The sequence below is a fragment of the Prolixibacteraceae bacterium genome (genome assembly GCA_019720755.1).
Lineage (GTDB): Bacteria > Bacteroidota > Bacteroidia > Bacteroidales > Prolixibacteraceae > Halosquirtibacter > Halosquirtibacter laminarini.
Genome location: CP081303.1, coordinates 2360104 through 2379050, shown reverse-complemented (window position 1 = coordinate 2379050; position 18947 = coordinate 2360104). Strand labels below are relative to the sequence as shown.

Sequence of the window (18947 nt, the reverse complement as noted above, 5' to 3'; positions counted from 1 at the left end):
TTTCGTTTGTGAATCTTACACAGGGATTTAATAGTAATGCTAGCTATGATTCTAATTTAAGACGTATTCAACGATTCTTCTCTCAGTTTACTATTGATTTTGATGGTTCATCCATATTTTGCGTATATATCTTGTTGCATTGCTTTTATTCTTAACCTAAAAAAAATGGTTCATCCATATTTTGCGTATATATCTTGATGCATTGCTTTTATTTTTAACATAAAAAAATCTAAGTCACGATAGCCATATGCTTGTCTTTTTAAGGTTTTAATCTTGTTATTTATTCCTTCTAAAGGCCCCGTGGAGATATTGCACTTATACCAATTTAAAATTCCTGTTTTGTGCTTGGTCAATAGTTCAACCATTTTCTTAAGACGTGGTATTTCAGTCTCATTTGCCTCTTCTATCCATTGTTTAAGTAATTTTGAAGCGTCTCTAATATTATCTTGATTCCATAATTCTCTCAATTCTTCTTTCAAATAATATGCGTAAAACAAGGTGGTATTCGTTTCTAATACTTTTTCAAGTCTTGAGTCTTCCCCTTTCTGAAGGTTGAGATTCTCTGGGTTTTTTAACAATAGCCAACGACTTCCTTTTAAACTTTTCTTGATAACCTTATCCTTCTCTTTGTTGTAAAGATCTCTTCTAATTTTACTTATAGTCTCATTTAGTTTCTTTATTATATGGAAATGGTCAAATACCATAGTAGCTTTAGGTGCATTGGTCTTTACTGAAAGGATATAGGCAGCTGACATATCAATAGCAACAGACTCTATTTGGACTTTATTGATCTTTATTCGTTTCCAAAATGGAACCAATGATTCGGAACCTTTACCTTTTCCTACATGCAAAACGACTCCTTTATCTAAGTCATATACACAAGTCATGTATACATGTCCCTTCCTCACTGCGAATTCATCGATAGCAATATGTTTCACCCCCTTTAGCCCAGGAGAATGATATTTTGATTTTAAGTGAGACTTAATGATATCTTTTACAATATTCCAGTTAAGGTCTAAAAGTCGACTGATTGATTGAATCGTCATATGAGAAGAGAGAAGTAAAACCATCTTCTCTAAAGATCGAATATAGGACTTCTGCTCTTTTGCAAACCTTAAATGTTCCTGACGTACGATCTTGCATTTCTTGCAATAAAGGCGTTGAACATCTATGATAATAACGCACTTCTTTTTGCCTATCATTGGCCCCTTGAAACTACGTTCAACAACTCCACAACAAATAACATGCATTCTTTTACAGCGACTACAACGTAGTTTGTCTTTTTTTGTTTTAACTTTAAGTTGGATGGTATCTCCAACATAGGATGTGGATAATAATTGCTGGTCTTGTAATCCTAAACAATGATATATACTACTGGTATTCATAGTCTATAGCGTTTTATATAAGAAATAACTATAGAATATGTTTACCAGTCTTTTTGTTCATATACGCAATTCATGGAAGAATCATATATGTTTTGTTCGTTGTTATTTAGAATGGCAACTCATTGTAAATCAATTATAATAATGGCACTTAAAGAACATTTGTATTTTCTGTCTTATATTTATTTATGTTTTGTAAATATGAGATTTGGGAGTCTTTGTTATCACCTCTGTTAGTAGGTCCTTTTTGTCAATTATTTAGTAGAGTTTGATGTTTATTTCAAAAAAATAATCCCTTTTATAACGTCCAATTTTCAAGCATAAATATCACATTGTTAACAATAGATATTTTTTATTGGTTATAGATACAAAAATGTAGATTTTAGTGCTATGTAACACAATATTAAGTGCTTTGTGTAGTTGAAATTAAAATTTTAAGTAGATATATTTGAGTAAGACTAATCAAAAAAGGAAGGGAGGCTGAAACTAAACAAACCAACTTTATTTAAAAAATGAGGAATAGCGCCAACTATTCCCCAAAAGAATTACACAATACCATTTTCGGTATTATATAACTAATTAATCGAAACAAATGTATGAATAAAAAACTATTGACCATAGTTTTAACACTATTGTTGTGTCACTTTAACACGATGGCAACAATTGTTAATGCAAAAAACGATCAAGGGTTCGGTCAGAAATCTGAAAAGCGTTGGATTAAAGGAGTTGTCCGTGATGAGAAAGGAGCTTCTCTTCCTGGCGCAAACATTATTATAAAAGGAACGACCAGTGGTGTTGTTACTGGGCTTGATGGAGATTACGAAATTAAAGTTTCTAATAACGATGAACTGATATTTTCTTTTATAGGTTACGAGTCAAAGACTATAAAAGTGGGAAACAAAACTACCATTGAAATAAGTCTAGAACTTGTAAAGAATGAACTAGAAGATGTTACTATTGTAGCATTTGGTAAGCAGAAAAAAGAGAGTGTGATTTCCTCTATTGAGACAGTCTCAACCAAAGAGTTAAAGGTCCCTTCGAGTAACCTTACTACTGCGTTTGCGGGACGTATGTCTGGAGTGATCTCTTACCAAAGAAGTGGGGAGCCGGGTCAAGATAATGCAGAATTTTTTGTTCGAGGAGTGACTACTTTGGAACAGGCAAAGCGAACCCATTAATTTTGATTGATAATGTTGGTAACTACTCAGGTTCTTTTTGAGTATAATAATCACACAAAAGTTCCAAACACGTTGTTTTAGTGATGATTGTTAATAATAATAGGCCGTATTGTTGATTACTTTCTGTTATATTATTTTCTAATTTGTCAAGATCAATGAATCTTTGTAATCATGAGAACAATAGATCGTTTAGAACGAGAGAATCAAGCTTTAAAGAAGCAGGTTGAGACATTACTGAAAGAGCTAGACAGAGTGATGTCACGAGTTCAAGCTTTGTCACAAGAGAATACTATGCTTCATGAAAAAGTAAAGGATCTAGAAGACAAACTATCGCATAATCATAAAAACAGTAGTAATAGTAGTTTTCCACCTTCAAGAGATTTACATACAGTAAAGAAAAATCAATCACTTCGAAATAAATCCACTAGGAAACCCGGAGGTCAACCCAAACATAAAGGATCGACATTACAACAGAGTGATTTCCCAACAAGCATAGAGTCATATTATCCTCCATCGACGTGTCAGTGTGGTAATACATTAAATCAAGAAGACGCTAGCTTGTTATGCAAACGTCAGGTTTTTGACATACCACCTGTTCTTGAACAAATCTGCACGGAGCATCGTCTTTATGAAAATAGATGCAGTTGTGGTCAACTACACAAAGGTTCTATGCCCTCGAATATAAAAGCACCTGTCCAATACGGTTCTCATTTACGTTCACTAATTGTAAGCTTGTATGTTGAACATTATATCCTTTTAAACCGTATTGGTTCACTAGTGGAAGAGATAACATCATTTAAAATTGGAGATGGGACTATTACTAATATTTTAAATAAAGCCCAAGAGGTGATGACTCCTTTATATGAATCACTTCGTGAATCGATATCCAAATCCAGTGTAGTTGGCTCAGACGAAACAGGTTGCAAGATCAATGGAGGCAAAGGATGGATGTGGGTATGGCAAAATCATGAGATAACATTCATTACAGCCAATAAGTCTAGAGGGTATAAAGTTGTCGTAGAAAATTTTAAAAAAGGATTTATTAATGCGACCTTAGTCAGTGACTGTTATGCTTCGCAATTAAAAACTCCAGCCAAACATTATCAACTATGTTTAGCACATTTACAACGAGAATTAATCTATATTAAACAACAAACGAATAACAGTTGGGCAGAGGATATTTTGAATATATTCTATGAGTCCACTCCGAAAACCTTACGCCTAATATAATATATTGTTAATTAAAGTGTTATATTTATGGTATTAAGAACAATAATAATCCAAAATGTTTAAACGTAGTCCTGCCAACAAACAACTAGATATGTTTGATAGTCCCTCAATAATTGAAGGATTACCATCTCGTGCATCAAATATCTATCATGATGACAATCATTGGCACAATCAATTTAGAAAGCTCGTTGTTTATCAGATAAGTGAGGATATTTTTGCGCCGATCTATTGTCAAGATAATGGATGTCCCAACTATCCTATTCGTATTCTTGTTGGTATGATGATTTTGAAAGAAGGTGCTGGTATAAGTGATGAAATGTTGTTTGAAAACTGTCAATTCAATCTACTTTACCGATCAGCGTTAGGACTTTTACATGCTTCTGATTCTATTCCTGCACAATCTACTTATTATAAGTTTAGACAACAAGTAAAAGAATATAATGAGAAGAATGAATCTGATTTATTTGAAGATGTTTTTACACAAATCACTTCTTCTCATATAGAAATACTTGGCATTAAGAGTGATACTATAAGAATGGATAGCAAACTGCTGAATAGCAACATAAAATGGCTTTCTCGATATAGTCTAATACATGAGACATTGTCCTTGTTTCTGACAAAAGGTTGCAATAATTTTAATTTCTCTGATGATCTTAAACCTCATATTTCAGATGTGGTCTCAACAGATGGAGATAAGGTTGTTTATCGCAATTCAACAGATTCAATTAAACAAAAGATCGTGGATCTTGGGATACTCATTTCAAATATTCTTAATGAATATACTGGACCTGCCAATAGTTATTACGATAATCTATTACGTCTATTTAAAGAGCAGTTTTTCAAAGATGATCAGGGAGTTACCACTCCAATAAAAGGAGAAGATTTATCTGCAAAGAACATGCAAACTCCGTTTGATACGGACTGTGATTATAGAAATAAAGCAGGTGATAAATGCAAAGGGTATTCAGCTAATTTGACAGAAGTAGTTGGAGACAATGGACTTCCTAATATCATTACTTCTATACAAGTAGAAAAAGTATCTCATTCGGACACTGCTCATTTTAAGGGATCAATAGAGAGGACACAAGAAGTATTGGGATATAATGTAATAAACATTCATGCAGATGGGGCTTATAATAGTGAGGAAAATCAAGAATATTGTGCAGAAAACAACCAACACCTATATCTACATGCCATACAAGGTAAAGAAGGACGATTTCGGTTTAGTTTAGAGGCACAAGTTCTAAAAGTGTTTGATAATAAGCATCAACGGTATGTTGATTATACAAAATACAAAGGAAAAGATGAGTTAGATAGATATAAAATATATTTAGAAGAAGGCAAGTTTCGCTATTTTAAATTGACTGAGGTTGAGAAAAGTCTTTTAAGGCAAAGAATAAAAGAAACCCCAATAGAAAAGCTTCAAATAAGGAATAATGTAGAAGCGAGTATTTTTCAATTAGGTTTTCATTGTAATGGAAAAAACACTGTCTATAGAGGATTGATAAAACATCAAATGTGGGCAGTAGCTAGATCATTATGGGTGAATTTTGTTCGAATAGTAAAATACTATTCCGAACTAAACATTTCGATGGTCATAAACATGCTTAAATGTAAATTGTGTGATCTTTTTATTGCGAAAATGACTTTATTAGAAAGTGTTATTGTTACTAAGATTCAGATTCAGTTTTGTAGACTAAAAAGTCCCAAAATACGCATAATCCTATAATTCCATAAAAGGGGTTCTCGTGGGGGACTCATTCTATAAAGCCATGAAATTAAAGAGAGAATCAGCCGAGAACCAATATCCTTTAAAAGACAAATCAATATTTAAAGAACAGCTTTTATTGCTGTTGAAAAATGACGAGTATGACGATCAGCTAGATGAGATCAAGACATTACGGAGTCGATTAATTAAAAGGATTGATAGTGTGTTTACTTTCTTAGAGTATTACGAAGTTCCTTTTGACAACAATGCATCCGAAAGGTCAATACGTAATATTAAAATAAAACAAAAAGTATCTGCAGGTTATCGAACAGAAGAAGGAGCCCAAAGGTATGCCATGTTACGCTCTATTGTTGATACACTTAAAAAACAAGGAAAGAGTGTAGTGAGAATGATTGCTCATTGGTTATCTCAAAACCATCTTAAGGTCAGTTGGCAATAAAATAATTTACACATTATATATTTTCTGAACCTCCATTCTTTAGCGAATGGAGGCTAAACTATAAATGAAGCTGAGTAGTTACGAGTAGTTACAAAATATTTACTACAGGCATAATCAGCCTAAAAAATGGGAAGTGTGGGGGGCTACCTCTCCAAATCCTGATGGTTCATTCGACTCATGGACAAAGCTGCTTGACTGTGAATCTATTAAGCCTTCAGGGGATGGTCCTGTTACGAATGAGGACAGAGAATATATTAACAGAGGTGAGGATTTTGAGTTTCCTTTAGATGCTCCTTCTGTACGATATATTCGTATTGTCATGTCTGAAAACTGGAGTGGTGGAGTATATGCTCAATGGGGTGAGTTAACCTTCTGGGGACAAGTCGTTGAACAACAAAATTAAGTTTCCTATGAAAAAAATAATCCTAATAATAGTTGCCTTAGTTACTATATATAGTTGCGAAGATCAAAATTATCTTCATGAAAAATATCTCGCAGATGGAGAGAATATTTATATCGGTAAAAACGATTCTGTAAAAGTATTTACAGGAAAAAATCGGGTAAAGATTACTTGGTTGTTAAACTCCGATCCTAAAGCGAAGTACTGTAATATCTCATGGAATAATGGAAAAGAATCAATTCAGTTAGAAAATGAGTTAGTTAAAACGGAAGAGGATACTTGTGAAACAATCATTGAGCTTCAGGAAGGTAGATATATATTTGAACTCTTTAATTCTGATGGTTCAGGTTTAAAGTCTCTTAAAACTATCAAATCGATCAAAGTATATGGGGAAAAGTATGTCACCGAACTTCAAAATCAGAAAGTCCAGTCGATCACTATTGAGAATGATACTGTTCATATTCATTGGAGAGTGATGGAGGGGTCAGAAGGCGTTGAGATGACTTATACCAATAAAGATGGAGAGGTGGTCAATCATTCAGTGCCAAAAGGAGAGAATGAGACACTGTTGGGAGATTTTGTTCAAGGAGGAGAGTTCACATATGTCACTAAATTCAAGCCAGAACCTACCTCTATAGATGTTTTTCAAGCTCCTCAAAGTGTGACTGCGAAATTTCCATATAAGACAATTGATCGTAGTAGCTGGACCATTTTATCAGTAAATAGTGTCGCAGGAGGTTATGAAGCCAATAAGATGTTTGATAATGATTTCAATTCATTTTATCACTCTAGTTGGGACCCATTTTATGATATGCCTTATGTCATTGATATCGATATGCAAAAGGTTAATAAGCTGTTTATGATTGATCTATGGCAAAGATCGGGTTATAGTGATATGGCAGATGTAACGATCAAGACTAGTGAAGACAATATAACCTGGGAAACTTTTGGGGCACTACTATTTCCTAATAACAGTCAGATACGTCATAAGTCTGTTGAAGTTGAGGATCTTGTGGATGCTCGTTATCTTCGTATAATTTTTGAAAATAGTAATAGAAGTAACAACATTGGCTGTGCTGAATTTATCATTAATGGTTTAGAAGGGAAATAGTAAAAATATAGATGAAAATTGATTACAGGATGATTCGTTGAATCAATTGCTAGTTACATAAATTTCGTTGCTAGTTGGTATAGTTGCAAGCGGTCTACATACTATATGTAGTCCGCTTGTTTTTATTAGAGAGATACCCAGATCTTATCCATTGATGATAGTATCGAAGTATACCTCTCTTTCAAAAAAGGTTCGATATATTCCCATAAAAGTAGGGGAACTATCTTTTATATAGATGATGATGTTAGGTTATTGATAGATTTTTATATTTGATTTTAATTGTAGGCAGATTCTCCATGCTCGTAGATATCTAGCCCTTCTTCTTCTTCTCTTTTGGTAACTCTAAGTCCAAATAATTTCTTGAGTATAGATAGAACGATATATCCTGTCCCTAGTGCCCATGCAGCAACAGAAATTACCCCAACTGTTTGAATTCCTAGATGGGCAAAAGAACCTGTGTATAATAGACCATTTTGAGTATCAAAGATTCCAACCATGAGGGTACCGAAGATTCCACATACACCATGAACAGAAACAGCACCTACTGGGTCATCTATTTTAAGCTTTTGATCGATATATTCCACTGCAAAAGGTAGAATTATCCCTGCGGTTGCCCCTATTACGATAGCCATAGTGGGAGTGACCACATCGCATCCTGCAGTAATCGCGACCAATCCACCCAATGCTCCATTTAGGGTCATTGAGAGAGATGGAAATTTGTATCTTCTCCACGATACAAGCATAGAAGCAACGGCTCCAGCTGCCCCCGCTAAGTTTGTTGTGATAAATATAAGGGAGACCTTCTCTACATTCTCTGCACCATCGATAGCTAGTTGAGAGCCTGGGTTAAATCCAAACCAGCCAAACCAAAGTATAAAGACTCCTAAAGTCCCTAGTGTTAGGTTGTGGCCGGGAATTGCTTTTGCTTTACCATTGTATTTCCCTATTCTAGGTCCTACCATTTTTGCTGCCAATAGACCGATCCATGCACCGACAGAGTGTACTACTGTGGATCCAGCAAAATCATGAAATCCAAGGTTTGATAACCATCCTCCACCCCAAATCCAATGTCCTGCTATAGGATAAATGATGATTCCGATCGAAAGGCTAAGGAGCAGGTAGGTTGTAAATTTGGCTCTTTCTGCTATCGCTCCAGAGACAATCGTAGCGGAGGTGGCACAGAAAACAGTTTGAAAAAAGATAAAGGTCATGGGAGAGAGGGTCCCAAAAATGGATTGACTATCGTCACTTATATTGCCGATGAATCCGCCTATAGAGGAACCAAACATCAGCCCAAAGCCAATAAGCCAATAGGCTAGTGATCCAAAACTAAAGTCCATAAGGTTTTTCATTAGTATATTGACAGAGTTTTTGGGACGGGTGAACCCTACTTCGACAAGCGAAAATCCTGCTTGCATAAACATTACCAAACAGCCACATATTAATACCCATAGGGTGTCAAGAGAGTTAAATAAGGGGGTATTTAAAAGTATCATAATGGAGTAATTTTTTCGTTCGTTTGTGTGATTTGATTTTAAAGAGAGATTAGTCTTCTTCTCCTTTTAGGTAGAGAGAACTGTTTCCTCTTTCTCCATTTCGTATTCGAATGGCATCGATAACATCGACGATAAATATTTTACCATCCCCAATTTCTCCTGTTTGTGCTGTCTGTATCAATGCATCGATGGTTTTTTCTACATTTTTATCTCTTACGATAATGGATAGTTTTACTCTTTCGATAGTACTGGTGTCATAAACAATCCCTCTATACGATCTCTCTTCTATCGTTTTTCCGATTCCTCTTACCTCCCAAAAAGAGAAGAACTCTATACCGACAAGGTGGAGGGCTTCTTTTACTTCATCGAATTTTGATTTTCGAATAATTGCCTCAATTTTTTTCATAGTAATATATTTACAAAATGGTTGTTTTTGCTTCTTTAAACGATCATAATGTCAATATAGGCTAAAAAGTATCATGTTTTATTAGGAAAGTTTGTGTTTTGTTTAAAAGATTGTAGTATTTAATATTTATTTAACAGATGTGTTTATTGTTGGGGTTGTTGGTTTATAAAAATATGTTTTATGGAGTAATACCCTGTTGTTTTAAGGGTGATATTGTTTTGAAATGCATTATGTATGGTTGGTTGTGTTTGTCTGTATGTTGATTGTTTACTAAATGACTGTATTTATTTTCTGATAAAATGATATTTGGGTAATATGATTCTTACTTCTTCTTTGTGTCCCTGATAAGCTTTAAATGCAAAATGTTACTTTAGTATGTTGTGATCTTGGTCTTATGATCCTTTTTAAAGGATATTCTCTCTATTTTGCAGTTTTAAGAAGGGGGAAATAGGAGATTGTGTGGTGTGTTTTTAAGAAAGAGATTAATTCTATGGAAGGGGTGATGGGGATTTGCAGATTAAAATGAATGGAATATATCTTTTATAAACAAACTCCATTGTTTGACATTCTGCTATTAATATTTACTAGAACTATGATGGTTTGTTCTATATATATTTGACATAAAAAACCTCGATAATGTTTTTATAAGACAGTTATCGAGGGGGAGAGCATTAGGTTATCTTTTACCTAGCCAAGTGAGCTTATGCCAGACTGTTTCTAAAGGACCTCTTTTGTGGCTTGATTGCCACCATCTAGAGAGGTATTGTGCCGTGATAATAATTACCACACCAATAAGAGAGCTAAATGTGGCTCCCGTATACTTGTATAGTCCCAATCCATAACCATAATATATAAGTCCTCCCGTTAGAGACTGGAATACATAATTACTCATACTCATTGCTCCCAATGGGGCAAAGAAGTTCATTATGTTTTTTAGTTTTACTTGATTGTACCCCCAATAGAATAGTGCTACCAAGACAAACATAAAAGAGATATTTTTCCAACACGAAAGAATCTCCATGAGAGGACGAGAAATAGGTATCACTTTAATATGTGCTTTGGCTAGATAGAATAGTGTGTGTATAATGACTGAAAGTCCGAGTGCTGTGAATCCACAATTTCTCCAAAAAATATGATTCTTTTCATTATGGGAGAAGCGATCCTTTTTAGCCAAAAGCCATCCGGTGATAAAAAGTGCGGTGATGGTGAAATATCTTCCATTCTCATAACTCCATAATAATACGGCAGTTCTACCATTGACAAGGTTTCCTTTTGCTGTTGCAATAAAGCTCCCTTCCGTGATATATTTGTTCATCTCCCCAAAATAGTGCCACGATGCAGGATTTTCTAATGTTTGCGTAGGGTGAAGTAAACCATCTGTTAATTGATACACGGCAAGAGGGTGTAGCATAAGGATAAAGGCGATAGACCATAATATTTTAGTATTTCGTATATGGGATAGGGGGATCAAGAGTATTCCAAGTACGGAATATATCGATAGAATATCTCCTTGAAAGAATATAGAGTTAATCATTCCTACAAGAAAGAGTATTATCATGCGTCTAAAAAAAACAAGATCCCAGCACTTTGTTCCTCTCTCTTTGGCTCCGTTCATCTGAATATAGAAGGTGACTCCAAATAGCATCGCAAATATTGAGTATGCTTTTCCCGCAAAAATAAAGAAGAGGCTTTGCCAAACTCCTTTATCGAGAGTTACCAACCAAGATGGGTACGTTTTGGGGAAATGATAAACATCGAAATGTTCGAGATGATGCAGCAGAAGTACTGCACAAATAGCTATTCCTCTTAGTACATCTAAGAAGAGAATACGTTTTTTAGTCATAATTGTGTGTTTTATTTATTCTTAAAGATATGTAAAAAAAGATGAAATTGATAAAATAATCAAAGTTTCTTGATTGAAAAATAGGACTAACTGTGCTGTAAATCAATGGGTCTAGTGTCTGTTGGTATTTTAGTGTTCATGGAGGTTGTCCATTGAATGGGATAGATTCTTATGCTAAAAATACTCCTATATGGTGTTATGTGTTTTTCAATTCTACTTTAAGTCAAACGAATGCATACAAATATGTGTAATAGGTTATATTACATATCGTTATTCCTTTTTTTATTGCATCTGTTTCCTTGATTGAAGAGAACGCGATTTTCAGTGAATGTTTTATACAAAATAATAAAACATTTGTTTGTTTGTAATAAATCTTGATTTAATGGGCAGATAACCGAACAATCTATTTTGCCTATTGTTCCTAAAAGAAATATATTTTATATGAGAAGAATTTTTTTTATAGTAAAACCAGTTTTACTGATCATCTGTTTTTTGTCCCTCAGTTATACTGTATGCGCACAGAAACGATGTTCTATTGGTTTTTTGGTGGATGAAAATAATGTAGAAAGTCGGACTTTCTGTAAAGAGGTGGAAGAAGAAGTTCATCGAATTATTGGAAAAGAACTACTTGTTCTAGATCAACCAATGAGAGTATACGAGAACGATTTCGATGGAGAGAAAGCAAAAGAAAATTATCTTCGTTTACAAGAGGATTCTTCTGTAGATATTATTATTTCGCAAGGAGCTGTTTCGAATTTCATTGTTGAAAGTCTTGGGGCACCTACTAAATCAACTCTTGTCGTCGGAAAGATTATTGAGGAACTAAGTAATAGTTTGTGGAGTGGCGAACGTAAGAAAAATATATCTTATGTAATCACTCCTTTCTCTATAAAAAAGGACTTAATTACATTTCAAGGTTATGTATCATATCATAATGTGGCAATATTGGTGAATCCAATGATATTGAATATATTTCCTCTCAATGATTATCTTGATACGATTCTTAAGGGAACCAACATTAAATATGAGATAGTGCCACTTGAAGCGAACAAGAAAGAGCTTGGTAAGAAACTTTCGCAACATGATGCTGCTTATCTTTTAACGGGAGAGGAGTATGAACTAGATTCTCTCCAAAAGATTATTGATGGTTTAAATCAAATGAAGATTCCCACATTCTCTTCTGTAATACCTGAAGCTGCACGTTTAGGGGTGCTTTTCTCTAAAGGAGTAGAGGGAGATCACAAAAAGGTTATTCGTCGTATTGCATTGAATATTGAATCCATAATGAATGGAACTCCTGCTAAGGAGCTACCAACCAAGGTAATTCAAGATGATAATATCAATTTTAATATTAAAACCTCTTATCAGATTGATTTTAATCCTAAGTATAGCCAACTTTTTGGATTGAATATCTCAGGTAATGTTTTAGATTTTAATGCTGCTGAAACTTATGATTTGAAGCGTGTATTAGAGCAGGTCGTAGATCAGAATTTTAAACTTCAGTCTGAAAAACAGAATATCAAGATTGCTGAGGAGAATACGAAATATGCCAAAAGTAGCTACCTGCCAAAGGCGACCGCATCGGCAAACGCGATGAATCTTGACCCAGCAATTGCTGAAGTTATGGGCCAAAGCAATAAATCGATCAACTCCTCGGTGAAAGCTTCTGTGGAACAGGTGATATATTCTCAAGAAGCGAGCTCCAATATCAAAATCCAGAAATATCAGCAGAAAGCGACTGAGGCGCAATATTCTACCCAAGTGCTTAATATGATGAGTGAAGGGGGTGGGGCCTATTATCAGATGCTTGTAGCAAAGACAAATTATCAAATTGCGGATGAGAATCTTTCCTTGACACGAAAGAACTATGCGATCTCTAAGAATAACTATGAGGCCGGAGAGACTGGAAAGGCGGATGTTTTGCGATGGAAAAGTGAGTTAGCCAATGCCACCCAGTTGTTAGTAAACTCCTATTTTGCCTTGAAACAAAACGCTTACAACTTAAATCAGATTGTTGGTAATTCGATTCAAGAGAAGATAGATGTGAAGAGTATAGAGTCTAATGATGTGTTGAGTAAAAAGAAATACTTCAAACCACTATTCGATATCATTGATGATCCGAAACAACGTGTCCAAGTGGTGCAAATTGTTACAAATATCGCGATAGAGTCTTCTCCCGAATTGGAGGCACTTGGATACAATTTATTGAGTGCAGATAGAACGATGAAGATGTATAATAGAAGTAAGTATATGCCTACGATTGCATTGCAGGGTAGCTATAATTATACCATTGACCAACAGAGTACCGTGATTCCTTCTAACTACTATTCGATAGGTCTGAACATGTCTATTCCTCTGTATGATCGAAATCAAAGAAATATTCAGAAAAGAAAAGCTGCACATCAATATCAGCAAATATCCTTTGAGCAACAGAATATTCAGTCGGTTATTTCAAAAGATGTGAACACCTTACTAGGGGATATCGTAGCAAAAGCATCTAATATTCGTCTGTCTCGGATATCTTCTGAGTCTGCTTTTGAGAGTTTAAATCTAATGCAGATATCTTATGCATCAGGAGCTACTTCTATTACCTCTTTAATTGATGCGCAAAAAGCATATATCAAGGCAAAGCAAGATGAGGCGAATGCAGTGACTGAATTTCTTGGTGTCTCTTTAAATCTTCAACGATATATAAACTACTTTTTCCCTCTTCATACCGAAGCGGAGAATATGGAGTACCTAATGAATCTGAAATCAAAAATAATGCAATAATATGAAAAGAAGTAATCTTAAATATAACACCCTGACACTTTTTATTCTGGGTTTCTTATGGATTGGAATCCAGGGTTGTGCGGAGAAGAAACAGGAGAAAATTGTTCGTTTACGACCAGTAAAAGTTGCTGAAGTGAATATGTTTGGAATCAATAAAGAGGCTTCTTTTCCAGGACATGCTCGCTCCGATCAAGAGATAAATCTAAGTTTTCGGACTAGTGGTATCTTGACTACATTAAATATTAATAATGGGCAGAAGGTGAAAAAAGGGCAGATGTTAGCGCGTATTGATAATACCGAAGCGCAACTTGCTTTAGAACAATCGATCGCAGCGCTAAGTAGTTCTAAGACCGCTTTAAATACCGCTTCTTCTACTCTAGATCGTACACGTACCCTATACGAAAAAGGGAGTGCTTCTTTAAGTGATTATGAGAATGCGAAGACATCTTATGCCAACAACAATGCAAACTATGAGTCCTCTCTTCGATCTGTTGAAATTCAGAAAAAGCAGGTGTCTTATGGAGTTATTTTTGCTCCTACTGATGGGGTTATCACTCGTAAGGCAGTAGAGTTAAACGAGAATGTCAGTGCTGGACAAGTGATTGCAGTTCTTAATGCAGGCTCTCAGATGGAGGTAAGTCTCGGGCTGCCTGACAACATGATCAATTTTGTGAAAGTTGGGGATCCTGTTCAAATTGAAATATCTGTTTTAAAAGGACGAACTTTTAAAGGTAATATAAAAGAGATCTCTCCTTCGATGGATGCAGAGAGTTCTACTTATCCGATACGAGTGGAAATCTCTGGAGAAACAAAGATGATTAAATCCGGAATGGCAGCAAAAGTGCGTTTCTCAGTTGCTCCTTCTAATCAATTCAGGTCTCTATTTGTTCCTATCGAAGCCGTTGGTCAAGATGGAAAAGGTCATTTTGTCTTTAAGATTGTTCCTAAAGAGAATAATACGGCTTTGGTGAAGAAAGTATATGTGGAGATTGGTGCAATGACTGCGCAAGGTTTTGTTATGAAGCGTGGTCTATCTTCGGGTGATTTCGTCGCTGTAGCTGGTCTTCAGACTCTATTAAATGGACAGCAAGTACTGCTTCCTAGTGAGAAAAAATAAAGGATGTTTTCAATGATCAATTTATTATTGCTAGTATGAGTTTAACAAAGTATGCAATTGAAAAAAATCGTATCACTTTTACCATGCTTTTGGTGATTATAGTGATGGGATTGCAGATATATAAAAGTTTGCCAAGAGATAGTATGCCTCCTTATACTGTTCGTGTGGCAACGATTGTATCCCAGTTTCCTGGTGCAAGTCCTGAAAGGGTAGAGCAGTTGGTAACCGACAAGGTGGAGAAAAAAGTACAAGAGATTCCTGAAATGAAGGAGATATCTAGTACTTCACGCACAGGTCTCTCTGTGGTAACAATAAAACTATATGATAAAGTTACCCCTGAAAAGCTTCAAGCTGTGTGGGATAAAGTGCGCAGAAAATTAGATGAGATTGATGATTTACCTGACAATGTTCAACCACGACTAAAAGATGATGATGTCGGAGTGGTTTATGGTATTATGGTTGGAGTCATTAGTGACGGTTTTAGTTATAAGGAGATGAAGGATTGTGCTGATGCCCTTAAAGACAAACTGATAAAACTAGATGATGCTGCGCGTGTGGAGCTGGGAGGAACCCAAGATGAACGTATCTTTGTGTCATATGACGAAGCAAAACTACAAGAGTATGGACTTACCTCTTCGAAGCTTCAAAGCATGATATCCAACACCAATATTCTTAATTCAGGAGGGATGGTTGAAATGAACCAAGAGCGAATTATTCTTGAGCCTACTGGTAACTTCAATTCTGTGGACGACATTCGCAACCTATTGATTCCTGTTGGAAGCAAAGGTCAAGTAGTAATGCTCAAAGATATTGCAGAAGTTTCTGCAGGGTATGTAGAGCCTGCCAGTTCATTGGTCCGTGTAGATGGGAAGAAGGCTCTATCGCTCTCAGTATCTCTTAAAGAAGGAGCCAATATTATTCAATTGGGTGAGGAGGTCGATCGTGTTGTTAATAAATGGAATGAGCATCTGCCATATGGACTAGAAGTGAAGCGCCTTGCCTCTATGGATACTTATGTAGATAAAAGTATTAAAAACTTCATCTCAAACCTGATTCAGTCTATCGTAATTGTGCTTTTGGTGATGTTGCTGTTTTTAGGCTTCCGTACAGGGGTGGTGGTTGCTAGTTTGATTCCAATCGTGACGATTATGACGTTGTTAATCATGGGATTGATGGGAGTCGGTTTGAACCAGGTTACTTTGGCTGCCTTGATTATGGCACTGGGGATGATGGTAGACAATGCCATTGTTGTTTCCGAGTCCATTATGGTTCGAATGGATCAGGGGGAAAGTGCCAAAGATGCTGCTATTGCTTCATGTAAAGAGTTGGCAATACCGCTGTTTATCTCCACTCTGACGACCTCTGTTGCATTCCTCTCTTTCTTCTTAGCCGATTCGGTGATGGGAGATATTATGGGGCCAATCTTTGTAGTAATTACGATTGCTTTATTGTCCTCATGGTTAATTGCGATGACCATCACTGCAATGTTTTGTGCACTATTCCTTAAGGTGAAAAAGGCATCAAAAGAGGAGGAGTCACAGAAAAGACCTTTTGTGGATCGAATATTTGATCGTATTACCGATTTCTACAAACAATATATTGTGAAGCTACTACCCCGAAAAGGGTTGGTTGTTACCGTAGTGATCTTATTGTTCTTTGTGTCGATATGGGCATTCCGTTTTATCCCATTTACCTTCTTTCCTGATAGTGATCGTAATATGATTACTATCGACATCAATCTTCCTTTAGGAACGAAGGTGGAGAGAACTTCTGAAGTCGTCAGTCTTATTGAGCAATATATGAACGACTCCTTGTTGGTTTCTGAGGATCGTAAAGAGGGTGTCGTAGACTTCTCCTCATTTATTGGTCAAGGTCCTTTTTCATACGATTTAGGTTATTCGCAAGATGAAGCAAACTCATCGTATGCACATATGTTGGTTAATACCACCTCTTTCGAAGTAAATCAAAAGATGATCAATAAACTGGATGCTTTTGGTTTTATACATTTCCCTAATGCAGATATTCGCGTAGGTTTCCTTAAAGGAGGAGGTGGAGGTACCCCTATTGAAATTAAGGTACAAGGAGATAATCCAGATATCTTAGCGGAGCTATCAGAGTCTATCAAGTTAAAGCTTACTCAAGTCAATGGAACCAAGAATGTGAAGGATGACTGGGGACCAAAATCTAAAAAGTTGGTTATTGATATCGATCAGAATAAAGCTCGAATGGCACAAATTACAAACCAAGATATTGCCACTTCGTTGCGAACTGTCTTAGATGGTTTCAAAACAGGAGACTATCGTGAAGATGATAAATCGATACCTATTCTATTGCGTCATGAAGGAAGTCAAAAGATCGATTTCGAGAAACTTAAAAATATCAATGTCTACTCTCAAACGTCAGGAAAATCAATTCCTCTTTCACAAGTGGCTCAGATTGTTCCTTTGTGGCAATACAACAAGTATCTTCGCCTTGACTTGGTGCGTAGTATCAATGTGTCTAGTGAACTGAACAGCGACGGAAATGCTGCATCCATCATGAAGACCATGGTGCCATGGCTTGAAAAAGAGAAGAAGAGTTGGCCTGAAGGGTATCGTTATGAGCTTGGTGGAGATAGTGAAAATACTGCAGAAAACATGGCTGCCGTTTTCAAATACCTTCCTTTGACAGCATTCTTAATCCTTCTTCTTTTAGTGATTCAGTTTAACTCTTATAAGAAGATGATTCTCGTTGTCTCTACGATCCCATTAGGAGTGATCGGTGTCGTTTTTGGTCTAATAGTGTTCCGATCTTATTTTGGTTTTATGGCCTTCTTGGGGATGATCTCTCTTGCTGGTATTGTCATCAACAATGCGATTGTGTTGATCGACCGGATTGAGATAGAGATGTCGGAGAATGGGAAAAGTAGAAAACAGGCTGTGATCGATGCAGGGGTGCAGAGGTTACGTCCAATTCTACTAACCACTTTTACCACTTCCCTCGGTTTAATTCCACTATATCTTGGGGGTGGATTGATTTGGGAACCAATGGCAATCTCTTTAATGATAGGACTCCTATTTGGTACGATGATTACTTTGGTATTTATCCCTTCGCTCTATGCGTTGTTCTACCGTATTAAATATTAATCTTTAAGAAGTACCATAAAAGAGAGCCGTATTGGTCTAATGAAATAGACTGATATGGCTCTTCTGTTTTTATGAAATAGTTGTGCGTTTCACAAATAGCGATACGTCCATTTTGTTGGCTATAATAAAATATGGCTTTCTATGACCACTATTTAATAAAATAATTTTTCTTTTATCTCTTCGAACATATTTTCTTTCATCTTACATTGTGAAGGAGATTCTATTGGAATATAGTATACTTTTCCGCTCTCTTTTGTAAGGTACCCGAGAATGATCGATTCAGAATCATGATCTAATGCAACCTCTTTCAGTATATCTTTTTTATAGAATATCTCGTCATCTTTATTGGGTGCCCCATTATATATGCGATAATCGAAATGAGACACTTTAATCAAGCTCTGTTCTGTATAGTTAATTACTCCAACATAGAATCTACTTCCTTCATGTATACGTTTTGTGTAGAAGGTGATCCATTCATTGTCGAGTTTGTCGTCTCCATTCATATCCCCGCTCATGTCGTCTTGACTAAGTTCAGCCCAAGTGGTCTCTTTTTTCTCAAGATTTGTGATCACCTCTAATTGGCGTTTGTTATTCACTTCAAAGCAGAGTATATCTAGATCAACAGGAATAGCATAGGTCGATTTAAACCATCCTAACTCCTTGATGGCTCCCCAATTTATTCCAATATAAAATTCGTTTCCTTTGACTTCAATCTTCAT

General features: G+C 35.8%; 14 protein-coding genes. 9 read left to right on the top strand and 5 right to left on the bottom strand.

From position 1 onward, the window contains the following. Positions 1–170: 170 nt before the first annotated feature. The gene (locus tag K4L44_09345) at positions 171–1385 is read right to left on the bottom strand and encodes an ISL3 family transposase (GenBank protein ID QZE12792.1); all 1215 of its coding nucleotides are present in this window, start codon (positions 1383–1385) and stop codon (positions 171–173) included. Positions 1386–1978: 593 nt separating this feature from the next. On the opposite strand from K4L44_09345, the gene K4L44_09340 reads away from it, so the two are divergent. The 6 genes from K4L44_09340 to K4L44_09315 all read left to right on the top strand — a co-directional run bounded on the left by K4L44_09340 (position 1979) and on the right by K4L44_09315 (position 7469). Next, on the top strand, positions 1979–2560 hold the full coding sequence (locus K4L44_09340; protein ID QZE12791.1) for a carboxypeptidase-like regulatory domain-containing protein: 582 nt from the start codon (positions 1979–1981) through the stop codon (positions 2558–2560). 171 nt (positions 2561–2731) lie between these two features. Next, complete coding sequence (locus K4L44_09335; protein QZE12790.1) at positions 2732–3790, top strand: transposase; 1059 nt, start codon at positions 2732–2734, stop codon at positions 3788–3790. Between the two features lie 55 nt (positions 3791–3845). Further along, entirely contained in the window at positions 3846–5519 is a 1674-nt protein-coding gene (locus K4L44_09330) for a transposase (protein ID QZE12789.1), read from the top strand. 43 nt (positions 5520–5562) lie between these two features. Further along, the gene (locus K4L44_09325; GenBank protein QZE12788.1) at positions 5563–5958 is read left to right on the top strand and encodes a transposase; all 396 of its coding nucleotides are present in this window, start codon (positions 5563–5565) and stop codon (positions 5956–5958) included. Between the two features lie 97 nt (positions 5959–6055). After that, positions 6056–6361, top strand: coding sequence for a hypothetical protein (locus K4L44_09320; protein ID QZE15989.1), 306 nt, complete (start codon positions 6056–6058; stop codon positions 6359–6361). A 7-nt stretch (positions 6362–6368) separates the two neighbouring features. Next, entirely contained in the window at positions 6369–7469 is a 1101-nt protein-coding gene (locus K4L44_09315; protein QZE12787.1) for a discoidin domain-containing protein, read from the top strand. 275 nt (positions 7470–7744) lie between these two features. Here the strand turns inward: K4L44_09315 and K4L44_09310 are convergent, their stop codons facing one another. The 3 genes from K4L44_09310 to K4L44_09300 form a co-directional block, all read right to left on the bottom strand. Further along, positions 7745–8965 carry an ammonium transporter gene (locus K4L44_09310; protein ID QZE12786.1) on the bottom strand — a complete coding sequence of 407 codons (1221 nt, stop codon included), beginning with the start codon at positions 8963–8965 and terminating at the stop codon, positions 7745–7747. A gap of 49 nt (positions 8966–9014) precedes the next feature. Continuing rightward, complete coding sequence (locus K4L44_09305; protein QZE12785.1) at positions 9015–9371, bottom strand: P-II family nitrogen regulator; 357 nt, start codon at positions 9369–9371, stop codon at positions 9015–9017. Positions 9372–10047: 676 nt separating this feature from the next. After that, positions 10048–11214, bottom strand: a complete 1167-nt coding sequence (locus K4L44_09300; GenBank protein QZE12784.1) for a DUF418 domain-containing protein — start codon at positions 11212–11214, stop codon at positions 10048–10050. A gap of 441 nt (positions 11215–11655) precedes the next feature. On the opposite strand from K4L44_09300, the gene K4L44_09295 reads away from it, so the two are divergent. Genes K4L44_09295 through K4L44_09285 form a run of 3 tightly spaced genes read left to right on the top strand, consistent with a single transcriptional unit; the run spans position 11656 to position 18228 of the window. Beyond that, the gene (locus K4L44_09295; GenBank protein ID QZE12783.1) at positions 11656–13986 is read left to right on the top strand and encodes a TolC family protein; all 2331 of its coding nucleotides are present in this window, start codon (positions 11656–11658) and stop codon (positions 13984–13986) included. A 1-nt stretch (position 13987) separates the two neighbouring features. Further along, positions 13988–15103 carry an efflux RND transporter periplasmic adaptor subunit gene (locus K4L44_09290; GenBank protein QZE12782.1) on the top strand — a complete coding sequence of 372 codons (1116 nt, stop codon included), beginning with the start codon at positions 13988–13990 and terminating at the stop codon, positions 15101–15103. A gap of 35 nt (positions 15104–15138) precedes the next feature. Next, positions 15139–18228 carry an efflux RND transporter permease subunit gene (locus K4L44_09285; GenBank protein QZE12781.1) on the top strand — a complete coding sequence of 1030 codons (3090 nt, stop codon included), beginning with the start codon at positions 15139–15141 and terminating at the stop codon, positions 18226–18228. Positions 18229–18380: 152 nt separating this feature from the next. Here K4L44_09285 and K4L44_09280 read toward each other — a convergent pair whose 3' ends face one another. Then, positions 18381–18947, bottom strand: coding sequence for a hypothetical protein (locus K4L44_09280; protein ID QZE12780.1), 567 nt, complete (start codon positions 18945–18947; stop codon positions 18381–18383).